Below are 21,665 nucleotides of genomic sequence, written 5' to 3'. Positions count from 1 at the left end.
CTCTGCACAAGTGAGGGTATCGGATCTCAGCTGTTGAACCACCAACTTGGGTGGGCCCGTCCGTCATCGAGTTGCCACTCGGAGGACAGATTGGCTTGATGCTGACAATGCGATTGCGGGCAGATATCGCGCTTCAGCGCGCGCTCCGCCTCCCGCAGAGCCTGCGCGCATGCTTCGCAGCAAACTTCGACTGCATTGCGCCCGATCTCGACGTGAATCCTGCCGCCATCCAGTTCGCAGTCGCAAGCGGCGCAGGTCGTCGCAAACATAATGTCTTCTCCTGTTGTTGATGCCGGCAACGACATCTGCGCCTTCGGATGGATTTGCCGCTCTCGGATTGTTTAGCGACGTCTCGCGCTGCGGCGGAATTCCGCCGGTGTCCGGCCATAGGCCTGGCGAAACGCCGCGGTGAAATGGCTATGGCTGGAAAAACCGAGTTCTAGTCCGAGCGCCGTGATGTCTTCGTAGTCCCCGAGAAGATCAAGAGCGCGGGCCAGGCGCAACCGAAGCTGATAACGGTAGAGCGGAATTTGCTCGACCTGCCGGAAGGCCTGCGTGAGGTAGACCGGCGACACCCCGACCTCCCGGGCGATATCCACCAGTGTCCAGCGGCGGCTCAGGTTTGACGAAATCACGAGCTTGGCGCGATCTACCAGCTTCTGAAGGCCCCAGCTGGCGCTCGCACCATGAGACGTGTGCTCACCCAATACGCGGCGCATGAGCGTTAGCGACAACGTCTCCGCTTCGAGAGTCTCGATCGCATTCTGGCCGAGACCGTGGCGCAGCAAGGTGACCAGTACCTGCGCGCGCGGATCGATTCGCCTGCGCTGCGCCGCGAATGCCAAAGTTGCCCCGCCTCGCAGCTGCGATTTGGGGGTCAGTTCCCGCAATATGCCCTCGTCAATGGTCATGGAAAGGCACGCATCGCCACCTTGCAGCGGATGGCTGATGCGGTACTCCTCGCCCTCATTGAAGAACAAGGCCTGATTGGCTTCGGCCACCGCATCCTTGCTCCCCACATGCCGAATATAAACACCGCGGTAGGGAAATACGATACGGGTAGAGGTCGTGCACTCTTCTTCACCTTTGTGACGCTGGCCGCAACTGCAAAGAACATCCGACAGCATCACGGCTTCGGTGCACAGAAGCTGCTTTACTACAAAGTCCATTGCGTCTTCCATTCGGGCCGCGATGCCGTCGCTGCTGGAAACCATATCAACGGCCAGAGCGAATTGCACGTTCTGCCTCACCGCGCGAAATGCCGATATCCTTCAACTGCTGGTCGTTCATGGAAAGCAGGATGCGCTGATCGCGCCGGACTTCCACCCAGCGTTCCATTCCGCTGGCAGCCCACTGAATGAAACCGACCAGGCTCGCAGCTCTCAGCATAACCAGCGATGAAACGTGATTCAATTTCAGGTGTGGGAGTTGCATGTCGTTCTCCGTTTGTGAGTGCAAGATGACCTCAGCCATGCGAGCGCGCTGTCAGATTCTTTAGCAATTCAGCTGGAGCTTCATTGCCATCGTCATCTCCGTGGATGGCCGGAGCGGGCACCAGGCGACGCGATGCCGAGCGAACATCAGGTTCTTCCGGCCGATCCAGCTTCTTTGCCCCGCTCAGCCAAACATGCAGGCCAACAGCAGCAAAGGCGATGATGCCGCCCGTGAGCGTGCTTGGGCTGGGGGCCTCGTTGAAGGCAATCCAGACCCACAACGGTGCAAGCGGCGCATCGAGAGAACCGATCAGCGCCGTTTCAACGGCCGGCAGCAGCCGTGCGCCCACCGTGAACAAGGTCAGGCCCAGGGCCGAGTTCACGAGACCAAAGAGGACGAGGACTAGAAGGCTGTGCGCAGACAGCGCGAGAGGCTCCCCAATCGGCCAGCACACCAGTCCGCTGAGCAAAGCGGACAGGCAGGCCGCAGGCAGTGTCGGAATGTCCCGATAGCGCCTGGCCAGAACCATCATTGCGGCACAGCAAATGGTCATGCCAAGTGCGAGAAGGTCGCCTACGGGACTGCCATCGGTTCCGAAACCCGCCATAATGGCAACGCCGAGCAGAGCGATGCAGCTGGTGGCCAAGGCGCCTCTCGTCGGCCTCTCTCTTATCGCGAGCCAAGCCAGTGTTGCGGCGATGAAGGGTGCCAGGGCATAGATCACCGCAACATGGGCAACTGAGGTGTGCCGCAAGGCGGTAATGAAGCAAATCATGCCAGCCGCGGACACCAGTGCGAAAATCCAGCCCGGCCAGCCCAGCGCCCGAAAGTGCCCCCAGGCTTGCCGTCGCTCCATCGCAAGAATCACGAAGGCAATGCCGAAAGCGCCGAAGAGTCCGCGCCACGCCAGCATGGTCCAGCTGTCCAGGGGAACGAGCCTGGTGAAGAACCCCGCTGTGCTCCAGGCCACCGCCGATGCGGTAACAAGCAACATGCCGAGCCGATAGTCCCGGGTCATGTCTCGTCCGCTTCGACACTGGCCGCCAGGCCACTCTTCTTCCAGTCTCCGGCCGTGTTCCACCACCGGTGAGGGTTGGCGCGGTCGTCCAGTCCCTTGGAGCGGCTGCTAAGAATGTTGTAAATTCGGATCACCGGTTCCTGATAGCTGTGTATCTGGAAGATCGCCTCGATCACCTGTTCGAGGAGGGCCGGATCGTCGGCAAGCTCGAAGGCGACCTCGACGACGCCCGGCCGCTTCCGGATCTCGCTTTCCGGCCCGGCCACCGCCCCCTGCAGCGGACGGTAGCGCTCGACGCCGGGCCCAGACTGAAAGGCGTTGCTGTCGTAACTTCCCATCGCAAGCGGAACGATCTTCACCACAGTTTCCATGATGCGGTCGACATCTTCTCCCGGTGCTTGCAATGTCAGCAGGCACCGGGTTTCCATTTGGACCGACGCCGTTTCAAATGCCCTGATCGTCATGGAAATCTCCTGTTGAACCGATGCGAACAACGCTAACAACAGGATGCTGACACCCTCTGTCAGCAGTGATGCGGTAGACATGGGTTTCCCAAAGGATTTAGGGCGATGGGCCGCTCAAGCCGATTATTCGAGATCATCCAGATTTTGCGCCGTGCCACTTCGCCGGTGCCGGCGCGAAGCATTGCCGTTGCGCTCGAGGTCAGCCAGCGAACCGTCTATCGGGATATCCTGACCCTGCAGGCTATGAGTATCCCCATCGAGGGTGAGGCGGGTGTTGGTTACGTGCTGGAGGCTGGTTTTGATCTGCCGCCGTTGACCTTCACTGCCGAAGAGGTGGAGGCCATCGTGGTGGGGCTTTCCCTGATCGGCCGAACGGGGGATGCCGGCCTTCTTGAGGCAGCAGCGCGCGTCAGCCGCAAGCTCTCCGCCGTTCTGCCGCCTACGACGGAGAATTCCCTCGAAGCCTCCCCGCTGCACGTCTCACGCTGGAACGCCATTCCACCCGCCAGGATCGCCTATCGCATGTTGCGGCAAGCCATCCGGGAAGAGCGAAAGCTGCGCCTCAGCTATGAGAACGAAGCGGCACAGCGAAGCGAGCGGACGGTCTGGCCTATTGCTCTCGTCTATTATGTCGACACCATCATTCTCGCGGGCTGGTGTGAACTCCGCCAGGATTTTCGCCACTTCCGCGTGGACCGGATCACCAGTTGCGAATTGGCAGAGGGATCGTTCAAGGGAAGCAGAGACCGCCTCCGCGCGGAATGGCTGGCCCGTCAAAATCTTTTCACTGCGTTCTAGGGCTTCAGTCCACGTGCAGCTGACGAAATCATGCACTGGCCCAAGCCCGGTGCAACCCCATGCGCCACTTGACCGCTCGGCAGAGCGCGCGGACTTCACGCTAGGATACTGGCGCTATTGCGCCGGTTTCGGAACCGGCGAAGTGATCACTGCAGGCATTCAACCGGAATTCGCAGGTGCAGTTCCATTCCAGATTCCTTCCACTCTCGGGTGATTATGCCGCCTATACCGCCGACAACCGCCCTCTCCAGAACGGATCCGAACCCCGAACGCGCCGTCGGAGGCTTCGCATACTTTACGCCGCTTTCTTTCCAGAGGACCTCAATTCCCCCTTCGACCACTTCGATGCCGATCATTAGCTGCCCGGCATCGGACGAAAGGGCGCCGTACTTGGCAGCGTTGGTCGCTAGTTCATGAAACAGAAGAGCGAGTGAGGTGAGAGCGGTGGGCATCAATGCTGAGTCGCTTCCGGTGATCAGGATGCGCGAGGATTCCGCATATGGAGCAAGGATAGCAGTTAGAAGCGTCTTTACTGTTGTGGACAGACGCTCTGACTCGCCGTCCGCTTCCAGGTCCGGAAGGGTGAGGTCATGGGCCTTGGCCAGTGCCTCCAATCTTGATCGCAAACTTGTGCAAAGTTCTTCCACGTCCGCAGAGGTGCGGGACGTGAGCGAAATCAGACCGAGAATGACACTGAACAGGTTCTTTATGCGGTGATTGATTTCCCGGATGAGAACATTTTGCAGATCCCTCGCGTTCTTGTGGCGGCTCAGATCATGCGTCAGTGTCAATAGAAATTCATCTTTCCTCCGGCCGGCTTCCTTTAGAGCAAGCGCTTGCACTTCCAGTTCGTCGCGCTGCGACGCGAGCTGCTGACGCTGACGAAAGAGCTCGAAGAATACGTCAACTTTACTGCGAATAATGTCGGCCTCAATGGGCTTCTGGATGAAGTCCACCGCACCTGTTTCATAGCCCTTGAAACGGCGCTGGCTATCAGCCGCGCCAGCGGTCACGAAGATGATGGGTATAAGCCGCGTCCGCTCATTCCCACGCATCAGCTCTGCCACCTCGAATCCATTGAGGCCCGGCATCTGGACATCCACCAGCGCCAGTGCAACTTCATGTCGAAGCAGGAGCTCCAGCGCTTCGTCTCCGGAGCGCGCCTTCAACAGTACCAAGCCGTCGCGGCGCAAAAGCGCTTCAAGAGAGATGAGGTTTTCTTCCAGGTCGTCGACGAGGAGAACTTTTACCGGCTCCATCATGACACTCCCATGGCAGCAAGCCGCGCGGCGATCGCCTCAAGCGGCAGGACTTCGGCCATCGGACAAAAGCTGATTGCCGCTTCAGGCATCGCAGTTGCGGATGCGCTCGCAGGCGTCTGAACCAGTGCCGTTCCACCCGCGGCAGCGACCCGCGCCAATCCTTCCGCGCCGTCTTGATTGGCACCGGTCAGTATGACCCCCGTGAGTTGAGCTCCATAGGCATCTGCCGCCGTCTCAAAGAGGACGTCAATTGAGGGACGTGAAAACAGCACGGCCTCATCGCTCGAAAGTGCCAGCGTTCCACTCTTCTCGACGAGCAGATGATAGTTGGGAGGCGCAAAATAGACTATGCCGGGCAATACTGGCTCTTTGTCTTCTGCCTCCTTGACCTCCAGTGCGCAACGCTCCTGAAACAGCTCGGCCAGCAAGCTGCGCCGGTCTGGGGGAATATGGACGACTATCATGATTGCGGCAGTTAAACCTTCAGGAAGTTTCGGGAGAATGGTTGAGAGAGCATCGAATGCGCCTGCAGACGCTCCGATGACGACGGCCTGGCGTGCGGTGGACATGCTCAGCTGCCCCTTTGATAGATTTTCTCGACACGCGAAAACTCTGTGAAGCTTCCGGCGTGGCGTGAGAACCTCAGGCTCTCTTTCGCACCCAGACCCAGAAAGCCGCGGTGAACGAGAGAGTCACGGAAAAGACCGATGGCGCGGTCCTGCAAGATTCGATCAAAATAGATCAGCACATTGCGGCACGAAATCAGATGAACCTCGGCGAACACGGCGTCAGTTACCAGGCTGTGATCGGCGAACACGACATTGCGCCTTAACGTCCGGTCCAGTGAGATTCGACCGTATGCCGCCTGATAATAATCCGAGAGCGATGTCGGGCCTCCAGAGTCGCGATGGTTCTGTGTAAACAGCGGCACGCGGTCAATCTCGTAGATACCACTTTCAGCTGCGCTCAACGCGTCTCGGCTAATGTCCGTTGCGTAGAAAATGGTGCGCTCCTCCAGGCCCTCTTCTCGAAATAGTATTGCGATGGAATAGAGTTCCTCGCCTCTGCTGCAGCCAGCGATCCAGACCTTGAGGGAGGGATAGGTTCGGAGATGCGGAATGACCTTCTCCCGTAAAGCGCGGAAGTAGAGAGGATCGCGGAACATCTCGCTCACCTGAACCGTGAGGTAGCGAAGGAGAGTCGGCACCATGTCCGGTTCATGCAGCACAGCCTCCTGCAGGGCCGAGAAGGTGGCATAACCCATGTTGCGGCGGGCCTCGACCAATCGCCTCTTGATCGAGGCCATGGAATAATTCCGAAAATCATACTGATAGCGGATATGGAGCGCCTCAAGCAGCAGGCGGATCTCGATATCCTCGACGTTGTCGGATGGCATGCCCGGCGTCACTTCGGCATCCATACACGCACCAGCGAGAGTAGCTTGTCGACGTCAAGCGGTTTCGCGATGTAATCGCTCGCACCGGCCTCGATACAGCGGCGCTGATCATCGGGCATTGCCTTAGCGGTGAGGGTAATTACCGGCAGTTTCTTCCAATCAGGATTCTTCCGGATTTCCCGTATAGCGGTCAGCCCATCCATCACCGGCATCATGACATCCATGAGAACGAGATCGACTGCAGTGTCGGAATTCTGCTGCAGCGTTTCCAGAGCGTCGAGGGCCGCACGGCCGTTTCGGGCAATTTCGACGCTCGCCCCTCGCGGTTCCAAAATGTTGGTTAGCGCATAGACATTGCGGATGTCATCCTCCACCACGAGAATGCGCCGCCCTTCAAGTATGGCTTCGCGGTTCAAGGCCTTGCGGATCATCTTTTGCTGCGCTTCGGGAAGCTTTGCCACCACCTGATGAAGGAACAGGCTGACCTCGTCGAGGAGGCGTTCAGGCGACTTCGCACCCTTGATGATGATGGACCTGGAATAGCGCCGGAGGCGGCGTTCCTCATCCTGGGAAAGGTCACGTCCTGTATACACGATGACGGGTGGAAAGGCGCAGTCTGCCTCGGACCCAAGCGCCTCGAGCAGGGAATAGCCGGTCGCATCCGGCAGAGAGAGGTCCAGTACCACGCAGTCGAATACCTGCTCCTTCAGCAGTTTCAAACATTCCGCGGCTGTGCCCACGCTGACCGTTTCAACATCATGCGACGTGAGCAGTTTTGCGACGGCCTCACGCTGGACAGGATCATCTTCCACGATGAGGATGCGCCTGACGCAGCGTGCCAGCCTCGCTTCGAATTTTCTCACCACCTCGACCAGTTGTGCGTGGCTTACCGGCTTCATCTCATAACCGACAGCGCCCAGAGACAGCGCCGTTTCGACGTGGTCTTCCGCGGAAACGGCATGGACGGGAATGTGACGCGTGCTGGTGTCGCGCTTCAACCGCTCCAGCACTGAAAGACCTGAATGATCGGGAAGGCCGATATCTAGTATGATGGCCTGTGGCATGAACTCACGTGCCAGAGTCAAGGCTTCGTCCGCGGTGCCCGCCACTAGAGACTGGAAATCCATGTCGCGTGCGAGATCTCGGAGAATACTAGCAAAGTTCCGGTCATCCTCCACAATGAGCAGTACACGCTTCCCGCCGCCAAGTTGGTTCCGGTCATCTTCCACAGCTGCGACTTCCCGCTCGTGTACCGGCGGCACATGCTTAGCGGAGGAGGCAAATGAAGAAGTCGCACCCTCCGCTCGCGAAGCAGGCTGTGACTGCTCCTCGGCTCTGACGGAATCGAAGATGGGCGGAAGGTTAACCGTGAAGGTGCTTCCCTTCCCTTCTGCGCTCGTGAGCTCGATGTTGCCACCGAGCAATTCGACAAGGCGGCGGGAGATCGATAGGCCAAGCCCCGTGCCGCCATACCTGCGGCTGATCGTTCCATCCGCCTGATGAAATGCCTCAAACACACGGTTTTGCTGATCGGCGCTGATTCCAATCCCCGTGTCAGACACGGCAAAGGAAAACTGGCCGGCCTTGCCCTGCTGAACCGCCAACTTTACCTCTCCCACTTCCGTGAACTTGAAGGCGTTGGAGAGAAGGTTCTTCAGCACCTGCTCAAGCCGCTGAGGGTCGGTCTCGAGGAGCGGAAGTCCCCCCTGGATATCCAGCGTGAAAACGAGTCTGCGCTCGGCCGCCACAGGCTGGAACAGATGCTGAAGACTACCCACGATACGTTCGACCGACACAGGCTCAGGCCGGATCGCAACATGCCCCGCCTCGATCTTCGAAAGATCCAGAATATCGTTAATCAGCCGCAGCAGATCATTGCCGGAGGACTCGATGGTGCGCGCATATTTCACCTGTTCCTCTGTGAGATTTTCATCGGAGTTGTCAGCAAGAAGCTTAGCAAGGATGAGTGAGGAATTGAGCGGCGTCCGCAGCTCATGAGACATGTTGGCGAGGAAGTCGGATTTGTAGCGGTTTGCCTGTTCGAGCTCACTCGCCTTTGCCTCGTTGGCGGCCGTTGCCTTTTCGAGATCGTCACGCTGGCTCTCAAGCTTCTGCATCTGTTCTTCGAGCTGCGAATTGGTCTGCTCGAGCTCGACCTGTTGCTGCTCGAGCCGGGCTTGCGATTCCTTCAGGGCCCGGCCCTGCTCTTCCAGCTCCTCATTCGAAACTCTCAGCTCTTCGCTCTGTGCCTGGAGCTCTTCCGCCTGCCGCTGTGTCTCCTGCAGCAGGCTGGCGAGCTGCTCCCGATAGACGGCCGAGCGTACGCCTGCCGCCATGGCGCTGGACGCCTGCTGCAACAATGCCAGGACTTTCTCGTTCACGGGCCGGATGAATCCGAGCTCGATTACCGCGTTGACTAGGCCATCAGCACTTATCGGCAGGATGGCAAGTTGGCGTGGCTGGCTATGGCCAAGGGAAGAGCCAAAGCGGATGTAGTCATCCGGCACTTCGCTGATCAGCAGCGACCGGTTCTCGGCAGCAGCCTGCCCCAGAAGGCCGTCCCGCAGGCCAAAACGCTGGCGCACTTTGGCTTCATCCGGAACGCCATAAAGCGAAACAAGCCGAAACTCTTGGCCATTGCCGACGTAGACCGCACCCGCAACCGCACGCACATAGCGCGCCAGAAACTCGAGCAGGCTAGTGCCAAGCTGATCAACCAACTGCTCGCCCATCATGGCACCGGCGATTCCAACTTGGCCGGTTTGCAGCCAGTCCTGCCGCTGACGCGCCAGCGTGCTGCGTCGAACCAGCAAGCCGATCATGAAGGTGAGCCCGAGTCCAAGAAGCCCCGAGACGAGGCCGCTGATGACGGCAAGGCGCAAAGCCGCATCCATTTCAGAAAAGCGCTGGGTGCGGATCTGCATTTCCTCAGCGACCAAGTTGGATAGGTTCTCGCGGATGGCATCCATCTCCGCCTTGCCGCTTCCAGACCGGACAATCGTCAGGGCCGGCTGAAGCCCCTGCGTTCGGCGGACGTTTATGCTCTCCCGCAGTTCCGACAACTTCGCGTCGAGATGGCGCCTCAGAGCTTGCAGCCGTGCCGACTGGCCGCCATCATCATTCACCAACAAGGCTATTTCGTTTGCCCTGGCGGGAATTGACTTCAAGGCGGCATCGTAGGGAGCGAGGTATTTTTCGTCTCCCGTCAAAAGATAACCGCGCTGGCCGGTTTCCGCATCCTGGATGTCCGATAACATTTGACCGAGCGTGACGATGACGGCATGTGTCGCTGTAACGCTGTCGACACGGTCCCGCATTGCCTGTTGGTTGACCCAGCTTATCGCGCCACTGATCAGTAGCGCAAAGAGTGCCGCGCCCAGTGCCATCGCAACAGAGGGATCGAGCCCAAAGGATCTTACCGAGAAATGCCCGAATTGCTGAGGATCATCAAAGGATCTCATGGTGTGTGCGGGCGACGCATAAAGCTGATCATATACGTTCTATCTGACACCCGCTTTGTGTGGCGCTGAATGGCTTCAACCGGCTAGTCCCCCGCCCTCTCGCGCGGAAGCGATGTTCAACGTGCGCAAGCCCCCTTTGTTCCCGAACGGACGTTCAGGTGATGGAACAAAGAATGTCAGGTGGCATTGTGCCGCCTCATGTGGCCTGAACGCCAGCTTCAGAGAAAGAACGCGACGACAATGCCGGATTGCAACCGCTGCTCACTGTCTTATCCGAAATGAGAAGATTTCGTATTGCGATTATCGGCGCCGGGCCGACCGCGCTATATTGCCTCAAGCACCTGACGCGTACGTTTGAGCCTCTGATGATGACCATTTTCAGCCCCAGCGATGAATTTGGCAACGGCATGCCCTTTACTGCCAAGCTCAATGGCGAGTTTATGCTGTGCAATGCCTTTAGCCGTGAAATCCCACCGGTGACCCAGACCCTACTGCAATGGCTACAACAATTGCCGGCACGCGAACTGAACGACTGGGAGCTTTCCCGCCATGAGCTGAGCGGACGCGCCTTTTACCCCCGCGTTCTCATCGGCGATTATCTGAAGGATGCATTTAAAGATATCGCGAAGCTTGCAGAAGGAGCCGGTCATGACTTGAAGCTGGTTCCGAATGCCTGCATAAGCGACGTTCGCCTCCCACGGCCCGCCACCGTGGTAATCGACGCAGGCCAGGAGGGTTCAGAGCTTGAATTCGATGCCCTCATTTTGGCAACGGGACATTCTTGGGACGGCCAGCCCGCTTTGGACAAGGCGACCCTTATATCGCCATGGCCCTATACGAACGTCACATCATTGCCGCCGGGCAATATTGGTGTATTGGGGTCTTCCCTTTCCGCCATTGATGCGGTTCTGGCCTTAGGCTTCGCACGTGGCGACTTCAGCGAGGACAAGGGCCAAATATCCTGGCACCCGCGCCAGGATGCTGAGACACTCCGCATAACCATGGTGTCTAAATCTGGTGTCATGCCGGAGGGAGATTTTTACTATCCCTTTCCTTACCTTCCACTCTTGCACATCACTGAAGACGCCGTTGCCGCCGAAGTCAGCAAGGGCCAGACGGATCTGCTTCACCGTGTCTTCCTGCTGTTGAAGAGGGAGCTGAGTGAAGCCGACCCAGGCTATCTGGCGCGGCTGGGATCCGATGCGGAGACGATCGAGGGATTTTGTGAGTTTTATTTCAAAGATCGCACAACCTTGGGAGGTCTCGCTGCAGTAAAAGACGGGTTCGCAGAGGCCCGTCAGTCGATGCGGGACCGCCGGACAATTCCGCATCGCTACGTACTGCTTCGCGCTCATGAAACATTCGATAGGGCTTTGAGGGTACTGAACGAGGAGGACTGGAAAACATTTCAATCCACACTCCATCCTGTGTTTGGAGATGCCTATGCGGCAGTGCCACATCTGTCTTTGGCACGCATTATCGCCATGTACGACGCAGGAGTTCTCGATCTGGTGGCGACCGGGGAGGACGCCTTATTCGAGGATCAGCCGGAGGGCGGAGTTGACATCGTCATGAACGAGGAGAGGTTGCACTTCGACGCCATGGTCGATTGCCGCGGTCAGGCTTCTGCACCGCTGGACGACCTGCCTTTCCCGCACATCGTGAGGGAACTGGTGGATGGTCAGAGTCCAATCGCCGAACCCTTCAAGATCAAGCTGCAAAATCCCGGCAGTGCGCCGATCTACTGCCTCTCAATGCCACAGCTTCTCGAAAGACACCCATTCGCGCAGGGCCTTTCCGAGACGGAGGGGCGCAGTGCTGCTGTCGTCAATGATCTGATGTCGCTGCTCAAAGCCGATGCTGGACCGAAGGACCAACGTCAACCGCCATAGCGGAATCGAGCTTCGCGGCAATTATCCTATCGCCTCCCCGCGGAGATATTCAGCGGCGCCGACGGCGGATATGCTGGATCAATTCATCTTCCGCCTTACTATCGGAACCAGATGTAAGGGCTCGTGCCAGGCGTTCGTGCTGTTCGACCATCCGAGAAATGGAGGTTTCACTCCGGATCTCCCACCCAAAGACAATCCAGATATGCCGCGCGATGGCTTGCCACAGCGTTGTCGCAATACGATTGCCGGAAAGCTCACAAAGCTGCCGGTGAAAATCAATGTCGGCGTGATTGATGGCAACCAGATCACCGACCCGTATTCTCTGGGACAAGATCGCAATTTTGCTGGACAGTGCGGTTGCAAGTTGGCCAACGCGCTCCGGATCCGCGCGCAAGGACCGAACGGCCAAAGTTTCGACAGCGATGCGGGCATCGCAAATTTCATTGATGACCTTTTCATTGACTTCAATGACCGACATTCCGCGATGAGGCTCACCTTGCAATATGCCCTGGGTCGCCAGGACTTTGAACGCCTCGCGAACCGGCACACGGCTGACTTTGAGGCGAGCTGCAATTTCAGTTTCTAGGATCCTTTCACCAGGCGAAAGATTCCCCAATCCAATCGCTTCCACCAAATTATCTGCCACCTGTTCGGCAAGGCTTTTGCGCCGCTCCAGCGTCACGATGGATTCATTAGCGACTTGAAGTTTTTGATGTATTGCCATGTTCTTCGATTCAGGTTTTTAAACTCTAGTAGGCGGTCAATGCTTCGGCGTCCACCCCATTTCATTATCTTGTATACATTTAGCTTGAATATTCTTTGGATTCTGCCCATCATGGGCTGCCACGCAACGGCAGAGCTCCAGGAACGGAAGTCCCGCCGACCGTGCAGGAGGAAATTATGCGCCCTATATTCATGGCAAACGTTATAGCCTTTGGGCTGGGTCTCAGCCTGATCACATCGCAGGCCGTCCGTGCAGATGATACAGCTGTTCCCGCAGCCGGGGTCAGCAAGAGAATTGATGAGATCAAGGCGCGCGGCACGCTACGCGTCGGTGTCTTGGGTGAGTCTCCATGGCTCGTTGAAAACACGTCAGGTTCGGGCGAGCCCTTTTCCGGCCCATCTTGGGTTCTGGCCAAGGCCTACGCAGATCGCCTGGGCGTAAAGCTTGAGGCGGTACCTGTAAGCCACGAGACCAAAGTGCCGATCATCGCCACAGGTCAGGTTGACGTCACCATCGCACCACTTTCGATTACAGATGCCCGAAAAAAGGTCGTCGATTTCGTCGTCTATTCCAAGTCCAGTCTGTGTTTGGCCGGCCTTAAATCCGATCCCAAGCTTGCGAATGTAAAGACGGTTGATGATCTTAACAGCCCGGATCTGACGATTGCCTATTATGTCGGAACGCCGCCGGAGACCTGGGTGCCCCAGCGCTTTCCGAAGATCGTCGCGCGCGGCGTGAGTGGATCAGGTGCGGTGGCCCCCATCGAAGAACTGATGTCCAAACGCGCTGATATTGTCACGTTCGACAATGTAAAATGGCCCGAAGTAGAAAAGGCGGTCCCTGATCTCAAAGTCTATCCCGAGGATTGCCTGCACTCCAACGAAATGGCGACCCCCGTCGGCCAGGCCATCGACAAGAACCAACCCGAATTGCTGTCGTGGATGACGGCCGTTGAAAAGGCTGTTCATGCAGATGTCGATGCAGAAGAAATGCGCGTGATCAAAGGTCAATGAGGAAGCGGGCAGAAGGTGATTCCTTCTCTTCTGCCCGAATTCATTCACAGCAAACTCTTGATGGGCTCAGACATGTCTGCCGATCTCAGCCCAATATTGAATAACTGGCGTTTCTTGCTGGGTGGCGTTGAAATAACGCTTCTCCTCAGCATCTTGTCGGTTGCTCTGGGAATTGTTGTCGGTATCTGTGTGGGAGTTGCCCGGTGTTATGCCCCCCGGCCCATGGCTGCAGTTCTGGCATTTTATGTCGACAGCATGCGTGCAATCCCGTTGCTGGTCATTCTTGTCTGGGCCTTTTTCGCATTGCCCTTGCTCACCCCCTATTCCATGACGCCCTTCACAACGGGCGTTCTGGGCATCGGATTGCATCTAGCAGCGTTTGTTTCGGAGATTGTGAGAGGGGGGTTGCTGTCCATTCGGCCCGGACAAATGCAGGCCGCACTGGCCATGGGCATGAGCCGGGCACAAGCCGTGCGCTTTATACTTCTTCCGCAGGCATTAATCCGCATGATCCCATCCTTCGGATCTCTCCTGGTCATTACGATCAAGGACAGCGCAATTGCTTCGGTCATCGCGGTTCCGGAACTCATGCGGCAAAGCCAGATCATAGTCGGAAAAACCTATCGTCCGTTTGAGGTCTTCACCTTCGTTCTGATCGTTTATTTCTTTCTCTGCTGGCCCGTGGCCCGGGGCATCGACAAAATTTACCGTCGCCTAGCGCCCTTGGGCGCTTCATGACCTTCGATTGGTCCGTCATCATCGATAACTGGCCCCTGCTTTTACGTGGAGCAGGTAACACAATTCTGCTTGCCGTTGCCACGATGGCTCTGGCGCTACCCGGCGGCCTCCTTCTCGCGGCGCTGCGGATGGCGCCATGGGCACCCGTCAGGGGCTTTGCTACGGCATTCGTGGAGTTTTTCCGCACCACGCCGGTAATTCTGCAGGTTTATTGGGTATTCTACGTGTTGCCCGTGATGACCGACCTAAGGCTTTCGGCCTTTGGGACGGGGCTTGCGGCACTGACGTTGAATGTATCTGCCTTTAACTCGGAGACATTCAGAGCTGGACTGAATTCGATCCGATTGGGCCAGCGCAATGCGGGTCTATCCCTCGGAATGAGCGACTGGCAAGTCTTGCGCCTGGTGATCTTGCCACAAGCCGTGCCACGCGTTCTCCCGGCCCTCGCCAGTACCTGGGTATCTCTGTTCAAGGACACCTCGCTGGTGTCCGTCATCGCCATTGAGGAACTCTCCTATGTCGGTTTGCAGCTCCGGTCCCAGTCATTTCGGGTTCTGGAGGTCTTAACGGCGATGGCTGTTCTCTATTGGATCATGGGTTACCCCCAGGCGAAGCTGGTCGACTGGATCCACCGTCGCATCAGGGTGGCAGAATGACAGGCAGCATGGCCCCTATTGTCGAAATCACCGAAGTCTCGAAGCGCTTCGCTGCCGTGAAGGCCCTCGATGGCGTGTCGCTGACGGTCAACCGCGGCGAGGTCGTGTGCCTCATTGGCCCCAGCGGTTCAGGGAAATCGACCCTCTTACGATCAATCAATGGTCTCGAACCTATCGACAAAGGCACGATCAAATTTGAGGGGATCGATGTTCATGGCCGCGGCACAGACATCCGCAAGATCCGGCAACGAATGGGGATGGTCTTTCAAAGCTTCGAGCTCTTTCCGCATATGACGGTTCGCGCCAATGTAATGGTCGGACCCGAAAAGGTGCTCCGCTTGCCTGTCGCCGAGGCCAAGGTCCGTGCAGACTTGCTCCTGGCAAAGGTTGGCCTGTCGGACAAAGCCGACGTGCATCCAGCAAAATTGTCTGGCGGGCAACAGCAGCGTGTTGCCATTGCACGGGCGCTCGCCATGCAGCCTGCCGTGATGTTGTTTGACGAGCCGACATCGGCCCTTGACCCCGAGACCATTGGCGAAGTCTTGAACGTGATGAAGCGTCTCGCCGACGAAGGCATGACGATGGTTGTCGTGACCCACGAGATGAGCTTTGCGCGCCGCGTGGCAGATCGCATCGCGGTGTTTGACCGCGGGCGCATCATCGAAGTGGGGCCGCCCGCACAGATCTTCGATCATCCAACCGTTCAACGGACACAAGAGTTCCTAAGCCATCTTGGCTGGGATGCAATCTCGAACGCTCAATTCTAGTAGCCACAGCACAGGAGTTCCAAAATGAAGATCACCAGTGTCGAATGCCACGTGCTTCTGGCGCCGAACATGAGCACGGGGTCTACGTCATCCGCGCAAGACAGCTTCATTCTGATCATTCACACGGATGAGGGGCTCTCGGGAATAGGCGAATCCGATGTCAATCCCTGGATCGCCAGAGCCTGCATCGAAGCTCCCGGCACTCACACCATGGGTCTTGGAATTAAGGAGACTTTGATTGGAGCGGACCCGCTAGATCAGGACCTGTGGCAGCGGCTTTACGTGGGAACCGCCATGAACGGAAGGCGAGGAGCAGTCATTCATGCACTTGGAGCCGTCGATATGGCTCTGTGGGATATTCGCGGACAGGCGGCAGGCAAGCCCATATTCGAACTTCTGGGGGGAGCCAAACAAGAATTTGTCGTTCCCTATGCTTCCCTTCAGCCAGCCGGAAATCGCTGGGAAGAATACCGCGACTCACTTTGCGAATGGGCGGCAAGGGCAAAGGGCTTGGGTTTCAAAGCCGTCAAAGCCGAGATCACCATGAATGGCCCATATGCCCACGATGGCATGCGGGAACCTTACGAGCACCATACACGCGTAGTGGAGGCCGTGCGCAAGACACTGGGACCCGACATCGCATTGATGGTTGACGTACAATACATGTGGCCCGACGCCGAGACGGCACTTCGAACGGTCAAAGATTGGGCCGAGTTCAACATCTTCTTCCTGGAAACGCCGATTTGGATTGATCGGCTTGATGAATACGCCCGTTTGCATGATGAAGCACCGATGCCGATTGCTGCGGGAGAATGGCAGGCAACCCGCTTCGAATTCGAGGATCTAATCGTGCGCGGCAAGATTGATGTTGCCCAACCCGATGTTGGTCGCGTTGGTGGCTTTGGTGAAGCAAAAGCCGTCTGCGAAATGGCAGAAGCAAAGGGACGTATCATTGTCCCGCATTGTTGGAAGACTGGAGTTTCCGTTACTGCAACGGCTCACCTCGCATTCAACGCACCCAATTGCCGATTTATTGAATATTTGCCTCCGGAACTCTGTACCGAAACTCTGCGGAGAGAATTGGCGATCGATGGGTTCACCTTCAAGAATGGTCGAATAGAGCCACCCACGAAGCCCGGCTTGGGCGCCGAACTAAACATGCAGGCCCTCAGAGCATTTGAGGTGACCTGACAGACTGGCCGAAGGTGACGTCGCGATTCTGCGCTGGCAGCAGCGGACCGGACACACCGCAACAGGACTCAGGTCCGGTATGGGGCTCGCAGACCTCGCCGAATCGCGCTGTCGGAGGACCTTGCCGAAGATTCCTGACGATACAGTTGGACGAGGAAACTCCTCCTTCTCAATCAATCAGGAGAAAGTGGGTGGCCGAGGCACTGGCGGTCGCCTGAACACAAACCATACTAATTCGCCGCAGGTTTAAGGGCCGGCTTGATGAGCCTGCTCCTAAACTCCGGTTGACCACGGTGCGGCGGGAGCAGACGCACCTGATTCGAACAGCCGCCCTGTCTTCCGCGAGGTGATTTCACCCGTTGTCCCGCGAAGCAGGAAAAGTGCCTCCAGCCCATTACGTTGTAGGACCATAGACCCACACTCCGGGCCCAGGACCAGCAGCGCGGTTGCCCAGGCATCCGCTTCTGCGCAACTTGCCGCGACGACCGTGACCGAGGCGGGACCGGAAATGACCGGTGCGCCACGCGCGGGATCCATGGTGTGCGACAACCTGGCGTGACCGGCGTTGATCCAATGCCGGTAATCGCCTGACGTTGCTACAGCTGCATCGGAGAGCGTGAGCATCGAATGCACCGCGCGGCGTGCGTGGTCTGGCTGCTCCACGGCGATCGACCATGGCGTCCCGTCCGGCCGCAATCCCGCGGCTCGCATTTCGCCATCGATTCCCACCAGGAATGACGTGATACCGAAAGTCACCAGAACCGCCGAGAGGCGGTCTGTGCCATAGCCCTTGGCAATGCCGTTGAGATCCAGCAGGACCGCCCCGCGCTTCCTGAGCCTGCCGTCTTCGACGTCCAGAATTTCCCAGCCGGGGCGGCGTGGCGCTGCAAGCGCATGGCGGATGCGCTCACCCGCCGGAGCTTGGGGGCCGAACCCCCACGCCGCAACGGCATCGCCCATGCAGACCTCAAAGGCACCGCCCGATGCCTGGCCTATGGCGAGGCCGAGACGCAGCACCTCGACCAGGCGCGCGGGCGCGCTGATCCAATCGCCAGGCGGCAAGCGATTAATGCGCATGAGGTCGCTGTGGGGATTCCAGGTCGACATCTGGTCATCGACTTCGGTCACAGCGGCCTGGAGGGCATGTCGGACCGGTTCCACATCGATGCCGGGCTTGCTGAAGAACAGCGCCGACCAGCGCGTTCCCATGGTGGGGCCATTGAGGGCATGGCGGATGAGGTCAGTAGACATCTTCGACATAGCGTCCTTCCGCCCTAAGCATCGCCGGGGTCAGTCCGGCCGGTGCGAGGATCTCGGCCAGCGCTCCGGCTACGCCCGCCGCCATGCCGCGGCCGCCACACACCATGATGCGCGCCCCCCGGTCGATCAACTCCAGCACAGACGCGGCTTCAATCAGCAACGCATCCTGGACATGGTGCGGGCGGCGCCCGCGCGAGGCGGCTGTGACAACCCTCTCGAGCCGTCCTTCCGCCTGCCACTGCTCAAACTCTTCACCATAGAGGAAATCACTGGCCGCGTGGCGCATGCCGAAGAACAGATGTACGGCGCGCTTGTGGGTATTTGCACGGATGAAGCCTGCCAGAGGCCCGATGCCGGAGCCCGCAGCCACCAGGATGACCGGTGCCGCACCAGTGCCCAGGCGGAAAGCAGGATTGGACTTGAGGAAGGCGTCAATGCTGTCGCCTGGTTCAAGCGCAGTGAGCTGGCCCGAGCACAGGCCGCCGGGTTGGCGGCGTACCACGATCTCGACGAAACCATCCTTAGCGCCGGATGCCAGCGAATAGAAACGGGGGATGGACACGCCTTGGGGAAGGACGCCCAGCAGGTCCCCCGCTTCGAAGCTGGCAAAGCCGGAGCCCGTCAGTCGTTGCCACAGCCCCAGCCGGGGAAGGCTGAAGCGGAGGATGGCACTCGGTGCTTGAACCTCGGCCCCGTAGTCTCGCCGCGAGACGAGCGTGAGCTTCGCTGTGTCGGGACAAGCTGTCTGGTGCACGAGGTGCAGCGGCAGGCCGAGCACGGTGCCAAGGTCCCTGCCCCACCGCGCAAAATCCTCCGGCGACTGACGGTCCACCTTGGCGAAATCAAGAAATTCGCTCCAGCCCCTGCGGGCGGCAAGGATCGATATCTGTTCAGCATAGCTGCAGTAGGCAGGAAAGCTGCTGTCGCCAAAGCCCAGAACGGCAAGGGACGCCGCAGGTGCCGCTGTCATCTTGTCGAGCTTTGCGAGGAACCCCTTGGCGGAGGCCGGCTCGTCACCATTGCCATAGGTGGCAGTAAGGATGATAACGTGCCGCGCGTGGCCAAGTCGCGCTGGATCGAAGCTCGACAGCGAGGCGCTGTGCACGCTTCGCCCCGCCTCATGCAGTGCCTTATGCAGTGCCGCAGTGAACCCCCAGCTGCTGCCACCCTCGCTCCCGGTGAGAAGCACGATCTCTGCCTTGCCGATGGCCGTGTTGGCACGAATGCGGAGTGGCCCGCGGCGTGCGGCAAGCCACATCGCCACGCCGGTCCCTGCCATGACGGGAACTCCCAATGCCATGATGCCCAGCAGCAGTCCGAGGGCAGCGGCACCTTGACCTGTGTGCAGCATGTAGATGGTTTCGGACAGATGCTCCCAACCGCGAAGACCGCTCCACGCCAGCATTCGGCCGGTGCCCTGGTCGATGTATCCGGAACCCTCATCCGTCTTCAGTGTGTAGACGTCGGCCGGGTCATCTGGAGCGGGAAAGGAGAGTTCGCGCAAGGCTGTGACGGGCGTATCGCGCAGAACAGCGATCGCGGTGAGGCTGGTGCCCGTCTCGCCGCTGACAGTGGCGGGCGCCGCGAGCGGTGCCGGCTGGTCGGGCATCAAACCGAAGGTCGAGGCCGTCATCCACAGTGCCGAAGCGGAAGACAGCAGGAGGCCGACTACCGCGAGCCGCGCGATCTCGACGTGGATGCGTCCGGCCAGCGGCCCCTTGAGCGGCGCAAACCAGTGCCTCCAGCCTCCGGCGCGGCGCGCCACGAGCAGCACGCCCGAAAGAGCCAGCACGAGCATGGCCAAGGCACCAATGGCCATAACGATGCGTCCGCTGTCATCGAGGAACAGCGAGCGGTGCAGCGCGGTGAGCCAGCGCTGCACTGGACTCGGATCGGCGGACGTCACCGCATGACCGTTCGTGGGGTCGATGGTTGCGGCCTTGGCAACATCGCCTTCGAACCAGTAGGCGGTGATCCGGCCCGAGGCTGCGCGCTTGATCTGTTCCACGCCCGGATATGCCGTCTTGATGCGCGAGGCGAGATCCGCCACGTTCAAACCCGCCTCCACGGGTGGTGAGGACAGGCGGTCGGCAGCGGGAAAGACCGAGAGCGCGGCGCCGCTCAGCGCCAGTAGCATGACGAGCAGCAGGCCCAGAAGCGCCGGCCAGCGGTGCAGCAAACGGATCATCTGCAGGCCCGTCCCTTACATACTGTAGGTGAAGGATGAGATGTAGCGGCGGCCCTTCACGGCCTCGCCGGCACCGGCTTTTGTCAACGCAACAGCAACGTCGTTCGGGCTCTCGCGCATATTCTCGGCGGCCGCATCGATATGCAGCGTGTAGCCCGCGTCGAACAACGCATCCTTGAGGTCGAGGGTAACCTCAAGGGTGCGGCCTGAGCCCACGCTAGCTCCGGTGATGCCGTCAATCTGCGACGTGTCACCGCCCGTGGCGCGGTACCATCCGGCAAGATGCTCGAAATAGCGTGACCGGGAGCCAGCGAGCCACAGGCTGCCCGCGTAGTTTCCGGCCTTGTCAGTCACATACATCGCCAGATAGGCGTTGTTGCCGCCATAGTCCTTGAGGGTGGTGCTGAAGGTCACGGGCCGCGCCATGGCGGCGGCTGGAAAGCTCAGCGCCGTCGTTAGCGCCAGAGTGGCAAGAATGGACTTGATCATGCTGTGGCTGCTCCGCTTCACTGGATGTTCCTCACTTCACCTGAACCTGGGGTGGCGTGGTGCCCAACAGTCCGTTCTGCGGCGGGGCCACGCCGCCAGCAGGCGCCGGTGCCCGTGCAGTGGCACTGCAACTGCCCTCGTCCTCTTCGCAGGACTGCTCGTCATCATCGCTGACGCGGTGGGTGGCGGATGTGCCTTCGTCTTCATCGTCATGATCATCGCTTTCGGCGAGGAGCATCGGGCGGGCAGTCTGATCACCGCCGAACAGGCTGGTGAGTGACGCTTGCGTATCTCCTTCGGCAGCGCTGTGCATGGCGCTCCAGGCCGGCACGCCGGCTGCCGCAATCAACGCGGCAGAGGCGACAATCAGGGTCATCATTTTCGTCGTGGTCATGGCAGGTCTCCAGTTTCGATGGATGCAACCTGCCGCTTGGAGCTGAGGGCATCCTGACGGAGCATCGAAATCAGCTTCAGCTTGACGTCAGAAATCAAGAGGCCCCGCCGTTGGGGGCGGGGCCTCTTCGCGCCTGAGCGCGAGGGGATGGGGAATGCTCAGGCCAGTGGGCCTTCGATCAATCCTCATCCTCAGTCTTCTCCGGCTGCTCGTGCTCGATCTTGAGGATCTCGAGTGTGGCAGGGTGAATGGTCGCCTCGATGCTGTTTCCTTCGGCATCGCGGGCGTCGATCTCGTAGCAGCCATCGTCGATCTTGATGCGGCGGACCTTCCAGCCCTTGTCCGTGGCAAGTTGCGCCACCGCCGCGCGCGGCTGCCATTCCGCCATGGGCACGAAACAGCCCTCCTCGGCCTGCGCAGCGCCAGCGGGGAGGGCCACGAGAAGAGCCAGGATCGTCAGTGTCTTCCGCATGCGGCACTTCCATGTTACGGCCAGTTGTGGCCTGCATCCTGCGCGGCC

At 59.1% G+C, this 21,665-nt stretch carries 22 protein-coding genes; 7 read left to right on the top strand and 15 right to left on the bottom strand.

Going from position 1 to position 21,665, the window contains the following annotated elements:
• Window positions 1-26 precede the first annotated feature (26 nt).
• The 5 genes from ACO06F_RS20415 to ACO06F_RS20395 all read right to left on the bottom strand — a co-directional run bounded on the left by ACO06F_RS20415 (window position 27) and on the right by ACO06F_RS20395 (window position 2,916).
• Window positions 27-269 carry a hypothetical protein gene (locus tag ACO06F_RS20415; protein ID WP_421696746.1) on the bottom strand — a complete coding sequence of 81 codons (243 nt, stop codon included), beginning with the start codon at window positions 267-269 and terminating at the stop codon, window positions 27-29.
• A 72-nt stretch (window positions 270-341) separates the two neighbouring features.
• Window positions 342-1,169 carry a helix-turn-helix transcriptional regulator gene (locus ACO06F_RS20410; RefSeq protein WP_421696737.1) on the bottom strand — a complete coding sequence of 276 codons (828 nt, stop codon included), beginning with the start codon at window positions 1,167-1,169 and terminating at the stop codon, window positions 342-344.
• Window positions 1,170-1,215: 46 nt separating this feature from the next.
• On the bottom strand, window positions 1,216-1,473 hold the full coding sequence (locus ACO06F_RS20405) for a DUF1127 domain-containing protein (RefSeq protein ID WP_421694535.1): 258 nt from the start codon (window positions 1,471-1,473) through the stop codon (window positions 1,216-1,218).
• The gene (locus tag ACO06F_RS20400; protein WP_421694534.1) at window positions 1,466-2,452 is read right to left on the bottom strand and encodes a DMT family transporter; all 987 of its coding nucleotides are present in this window, start codon (window positions 2,450-2,452) and stop codon (window positions 1,466-1,468) included. The genes ACO06F_RS20405 and ACO06F_RS20400 overlap by 8 nt, the downstream gene beginning before the upstream one ends.
• Window positions 2,449-2,916, bottom strand: a complete 468-nt coding sequence (locus ACO06F_RS20395; protein ID WP_421694533.1) for a hypothetical protein — start codon at window positions 2,914-2,916, stop codon at window positions 2,449-2,451. Before ACO06F_RS20395 ends, ACO06F_RS20400 begins: the two co-directional genes overlap by 4 nt.
• 105 nt (window positions 2,917-3,021) lie before the next feature.
• On the opposite strand from ACO06F_RS20395, the gene ACO06F_RS20390 reads away from it, so the two are divergent.
• Window positions 3,022-3,714, top strand: coding sequence for a helix-turn-helix transcriptional regulator (locus ACO06F_RS20390; protein WP_421694532.1), 693 nt, complete (start codon window positions 3,022-3,024; stop codon window positions 3,712-3,714).
• Between the two features lie 146 nt (window positions 3,715-3,860).
• Here ACO06F_RS20390 and ACO06F_RS20385 read toward each other — a convergent pair whose 3' ends face one another.
• From ACO06F_RS20385 to ACO06F_RS20370, 4 genes are read right to left on the bottom strand one after another with little or no spacing between them, the layout of a single operon-like run.
• A complete protein-coding gene (locus ACO06F_RS20385) occupies window positions 3,861-4,976 on the bottom strand; it encodes a response regulator (protein ID WP_421694531.1) in 1,116 nt (371 codons plus the stop codon).
• The gene (locus tag ACO06F_RS20380; RefSeq protein ID WP_421694530.1) at window positions 4,973-5,545 is read right to left on the bottom strand and encodes a chemotaxis protein CheB; all 573 of its coding nucleotides are present in this window, start codon (window positions 5,543-5,545) and stop codon (window positions 4,973-4,975) included. The genes ACO06F_RS20385 and ACO06F_RS20380 overlap by 4 nt, the downstream gene beginning before the upstream one ends.
• 2 nt (window positions 5,546-5,547) lie before the next feature.
• Complete coding sequence (locus tag ACO06F_RS20375) at window positions 5,548-6,396, bottom strand: CheR family methyltransferase (protein WP_421694529.1); 849 nt, start codon at window positions 6,394-6,396, stop codon at window positions 5,548-5,550.
• A complete protein-coding gene (locus tag ACO06F_RS20370; protein WP_421694528.1) occupies window positions 6,381-9,833 on the bottom strand; it encodes a response regulator in 3,453 nt (1,150 codons plus the stop codon). Before ACO06F_RS20370 ends, ACO06F_RS20375 begins: the two co-directional genes overlap by 16 nt.
• Window positions 9,834-10,111: 278 nt before the next feature.
• On the opposite strand from ACO06F_RS20370, the gene ACO06F_RS20365 reads away from it, so the two are divergent.
• A complete protein-coding gene (locus ACO06F_RS20365; protein WP_421696736.1) occupies window positions 10,112-11,725 on the top strand; it encodes an FAD/NAD(P)-binding protein in 1,614 nt (537 codons plus the stop codon).
• 49 nt (window positions 11,726-11,774) lie between these two features.
• Here ACO06F_RS20365 and ACO06F_RS20360 read toward each other — a convergent pair whose 3' ends face one another.
• Entirely contained in the window at window positions 11,775-12,449 is a 675-nt protein-coding gene (locus ACO06F_RS20360; RefSeq protein WP_421694527.1) for a GntR family transcriptional regulator, read from the bottom strand.
• Window positions 12,450-12,625: 176 nt separating this feature from the next.
• Here ACO06F_RS20360 and ACO06F_RS20355 point away from each other — a divergent pair, with 176 nt between their 5' ends.
• The 5 genes from ACO06F_RS20355 (at window position 12,626) to ACO06F_RS20335 (ending at window position 16,814) form a co-directional block, all read left to right on the top strand.
• The gene (locus tag ACO06F_RS20355) at window positions 12,626-13,462 is read left to right on the top strand and encodes a transporter substrate-binding domain-containing protein (protein WP_421694526.1); all 837 of its coding nucleotides are present in this window, start codon (window positions 12,626-12,628) and stop codon (window positions 13,460-13,462) included.
• A 72-nt stretch (window positions 13,463-13,534) separates the two neighbouring features.
• Window positions 13,535-14,200, top strand: coding sequence for an amino acid ABC transporter permease (locus ACO06F_RS20350; RefSeq protein WP_421694525.1), 666 nt, complete (start codon window positions 13,535-13,537; stop codon window positions 14,198-14,200).
• Complete coding sequence (locus ACO06F_RS20345; RefSeq protein ID WP_421694524.1) at window positions 14,197-14,856, top strand: amino acid ABC transporter permease; 660 nt, start codon at window positions 14,197-14,199, stop codon at window positions 14,854-14,856. The genes ACO06F_RS20350 and ACO06F_RS20345 overlap by 4 nt, the downstream gene beginning before the upstream one ends.
• A 17-nt stretch (window positions 14,857-14,873) precedes the next feature.
• Complete coding sequence (locus ACO06F_RS20340) at window positions 14,874-15,623, top strand: amino acid ABC transporter ATP-binding protein (RefSeq protein WP_421696735.1); 750 nt, start codon at window positions 14,874-14,876, stop codon at window positions 15,621-15,623.
• 24 nt (window positions 15,624-15,647) lie between these two features.
• Window positions 15,648-16,814, top strand: coding sequence for a mandelate racemase/muconate lactonizing enzyme family protein (locus tag ACO06F_RS20335; RefSeq protein WP_421694523.1), 1,167 nt, complete (start codon window positions 15,648-15,650; stop codon window positions 16,812-16,814).
• A gap of 273 nt (window positions 16,815-17,087) precedes the next feature.
• Here ACO06F_RS20335 and ACO06F_RS20330 read toward each other — a convergent pair whose 3' ends face one another.
• The 5 genes from ACO06F_RS20330 to ACO06F_RS20310 all read right to left on the bottom strand — a co-directional run bounded on the left by ACO06F_RS20330 (window position 17,088) and on the right by ACO06F_RS20310 (window position 21,617).
• On the bottom strand, window positions 17,088-18,074 hold the full coding sequence (locus ACO06F_RS20330; RefSeq protein ID WP_421694522.1) for an FAD:protein FMN transferase: 987 nt from the start codon (window positions 18,072-18,074) through the stop codon (window positions 17,088-17,090).
• Window positions 18,055-20,262 (bottom strand): PepSY domain-containing protein, encoded by a 2,208-nt coding sequence (locus ACO06F_RS20325; RefSeq protein WP_421694521.1) that lies wholly within the window; start codon window positions 20,260-20,262, stop codon window positions 18,055-18,057. The genes ACO06F_RS20330 and ACO06F_RS20325 overlap by 20 nt, the downstream gene beginning before the upstream one ends.
• A gap of 15 nt (window positions 20,263-20,277) precedes the next feature.
• Entirely contained in the window at window positions 20,278-20,748 is a 471-nt protein-coding gene (locus ACO06F_RS20320; protein WP_421696734.1) for a DUF2271 domain-containing protein, read from the bottom strand.
• Window positions 20,749-20,782: 34 nt separating this feature from the next.
• Window positions 20,783-21,145 (bottom strand): hypothetical protein, encoded by a 363-nt coding sequence (locus ACO06F_RS20315; RefSeq protein WP_421694520.1) that lies wholly within the window; start codon window positions 21,143-21,145, stop codon window positions 20,783-20,785.
• 178 nt (window positions 21,146-21,323) lie between these two features.
• Window positions 21,324-21,617 carry a PepSY domain-containing protein gene (locus tag ACO06F_RS20310; protein WP_421694519.1) on the bottom strand — a complete coding sequence of 98 codons (294 nt, stop codon included), beginning with the start codon at window positions 21,615-21,617 and terminating at the stop codon, window positions 21,324-21,326.
• Window positions 21,618-21,665 lie beyond the last annotated feature (48 nt).

The sequence above is a fragment of the Aestuariivirga sp. genome (assembly GCF_965227715.1).
In the GTDB taxonomy this organism is placed as follows: Bacteria; Pseudomonadota; Alphaproteobacteria; order Rhizobiales; family Aestuariivirgaceae; genus Aestuariivirga.
Note: the sequence above shows the minus strand (reverse complement) of the source record. Positions and strands in the feature narration are given on the sequence as shown.

Bases quoted from the DNA above. Each gene is read 5' to 3' on its own strand.
- ACO06F_RS20415 (WP_421696746.1), bottom strand. From the start codon at position 269: ATGTTTGCGACGACCTGCGCCGCTTGCGACTGCGAACTGGATGGCGGC.
- ACO06F_RS20410 (WP_421696737.1), bottom strand. From the start codon at position 1,169: ATGGACTTTGTAGTAAAGCAGCTTCTGTGCACCGAAGCCGTGATGCTG.
- ACO06F_RS20405 (WP_421694535.1), bottom strand. From the start codon at position 1,473: ATGGCTGAGGTCATCTTGCACTCACAAACGGAGAACGACATGCAACTC.
- ACO06F_RS20400 (WP_421694534.1), bottom strand. From the start codon at position 2,452: ATGACCCGGGACTATCGGCTCGGCATGTTGCTTGTTACCGCATCGGCG.
- ACO06F_RS20395 (WP_421694533.1), bottom strand. From the start codon at position 2,916: ATGACGATCAGGGCATTTGAAACGGCGTCGGTCCAAATGGAAACCCGG.
- ACO06F_RS20390 (WP_421694532.1), top strand. From the start codon at position 3,022: ATGGGCCGCTCAAGCCGATTATTCGAGATCATCCAGATTTTGCGCCGT.
- ACO06F_RS20385 (WP_421694531.1), bottom strand. From the start codon at position 4,976: ATGATGGAGCCGGTAAAAGTTCTCCTCGTCGACGACCTGGAAGAAAAC.
- ACO06F_RS20380 (WP_421694530.1), bottom strand. From the start codon at position 5,545: ATGTCCACCGCACGCCAGGCCGTCGTCATCGGAGCGTCTGCAGGCGCA.
- ACO06F_RS20375 (WP_421694529.1), bottom strand. From the start codon at position 6,396: ATGGATGCCGAAGTGACGCCGGGCATGCCATCCGACAACGTCGAGGAT.
- ACO06F_RS20370 (WP_421694528.1), bottom strand. From the start codon at position 9,833: ATGAGATCCTTTGATGATCCTCAGCAATTCGGGCATTTCTCGGTAAGA.
- ACO06F_RS20365 (WP_421696736.1), top strand. From the start codon at position 10,112: ATGAGAAGATTTCGTATTGCGATTATCGGCGCCGGGCCGACCGCGCTA.
- ACO06F_RS20360 (WP_421694527.1), bottom strand. From the start codon at position 12,449: ATGGCAATACATCAAAAACTTCAAGTCGCTAATGAATCCATCGTGACG.
- ACO06F_RS20355 (WP_421694526.1), top strand. From the start codon at position 12,626: ATGCGCCCTATATTCATGGCAAACGTTATAGCCTTTGGGCTGGGTCTC.
- ACO06F_RS20350 (WP_421694525.1), top strand. From the start codon at position 13,535: ATGTCTGCCGATCTCAGCCCAATATTGAATAACTGGCGTTTCTTGCTG.
- ACO06F_RS20345 (WP_421694524.1), top strand. From the start codon at position 14,197: ATGACCTTCGATTGGTCCGTCATCATCGATAACTGGCCCCTGCTTTTA.
- ACO06F_RS20335 (WP_421694523.1), top strand. From the start codon at position 15,648: ATGAAGATCACCAGTGTCGAATGCCACGTGCTTCTGGCGCCGAACATG.
- ACO06F_RS20330 (WP_421694522.1), bottom strand. From the start codon at position 18,074: ATGTCGAAGATGTCTACTGACCTCATCCGCCATGCCCTCAATGGCCCC.
- ACO06F_RS20325 (WP_421694521.1), bottom strand. From the start codon at position 20,262: ATGATCCGTTTGCTGCACCGCTGGCCGGCGCTTCTGGGCCTGCTGCTC.
- ACO06F_RS20315 (WP_421694520.1), bottom strand. From the start codon at position 21,145: ATGACCACGACGAAAATGATGACCCTGATTGTCGCCTCTGCCGCGTTG.
- ACO06F_RS20310 (WP_421694519.1), bottom strand. From the start codon at position 21,617: ATGCGGAAGACACTGACGATCCTGGCTCTTCTCGTGGCCCTCCCCGCT.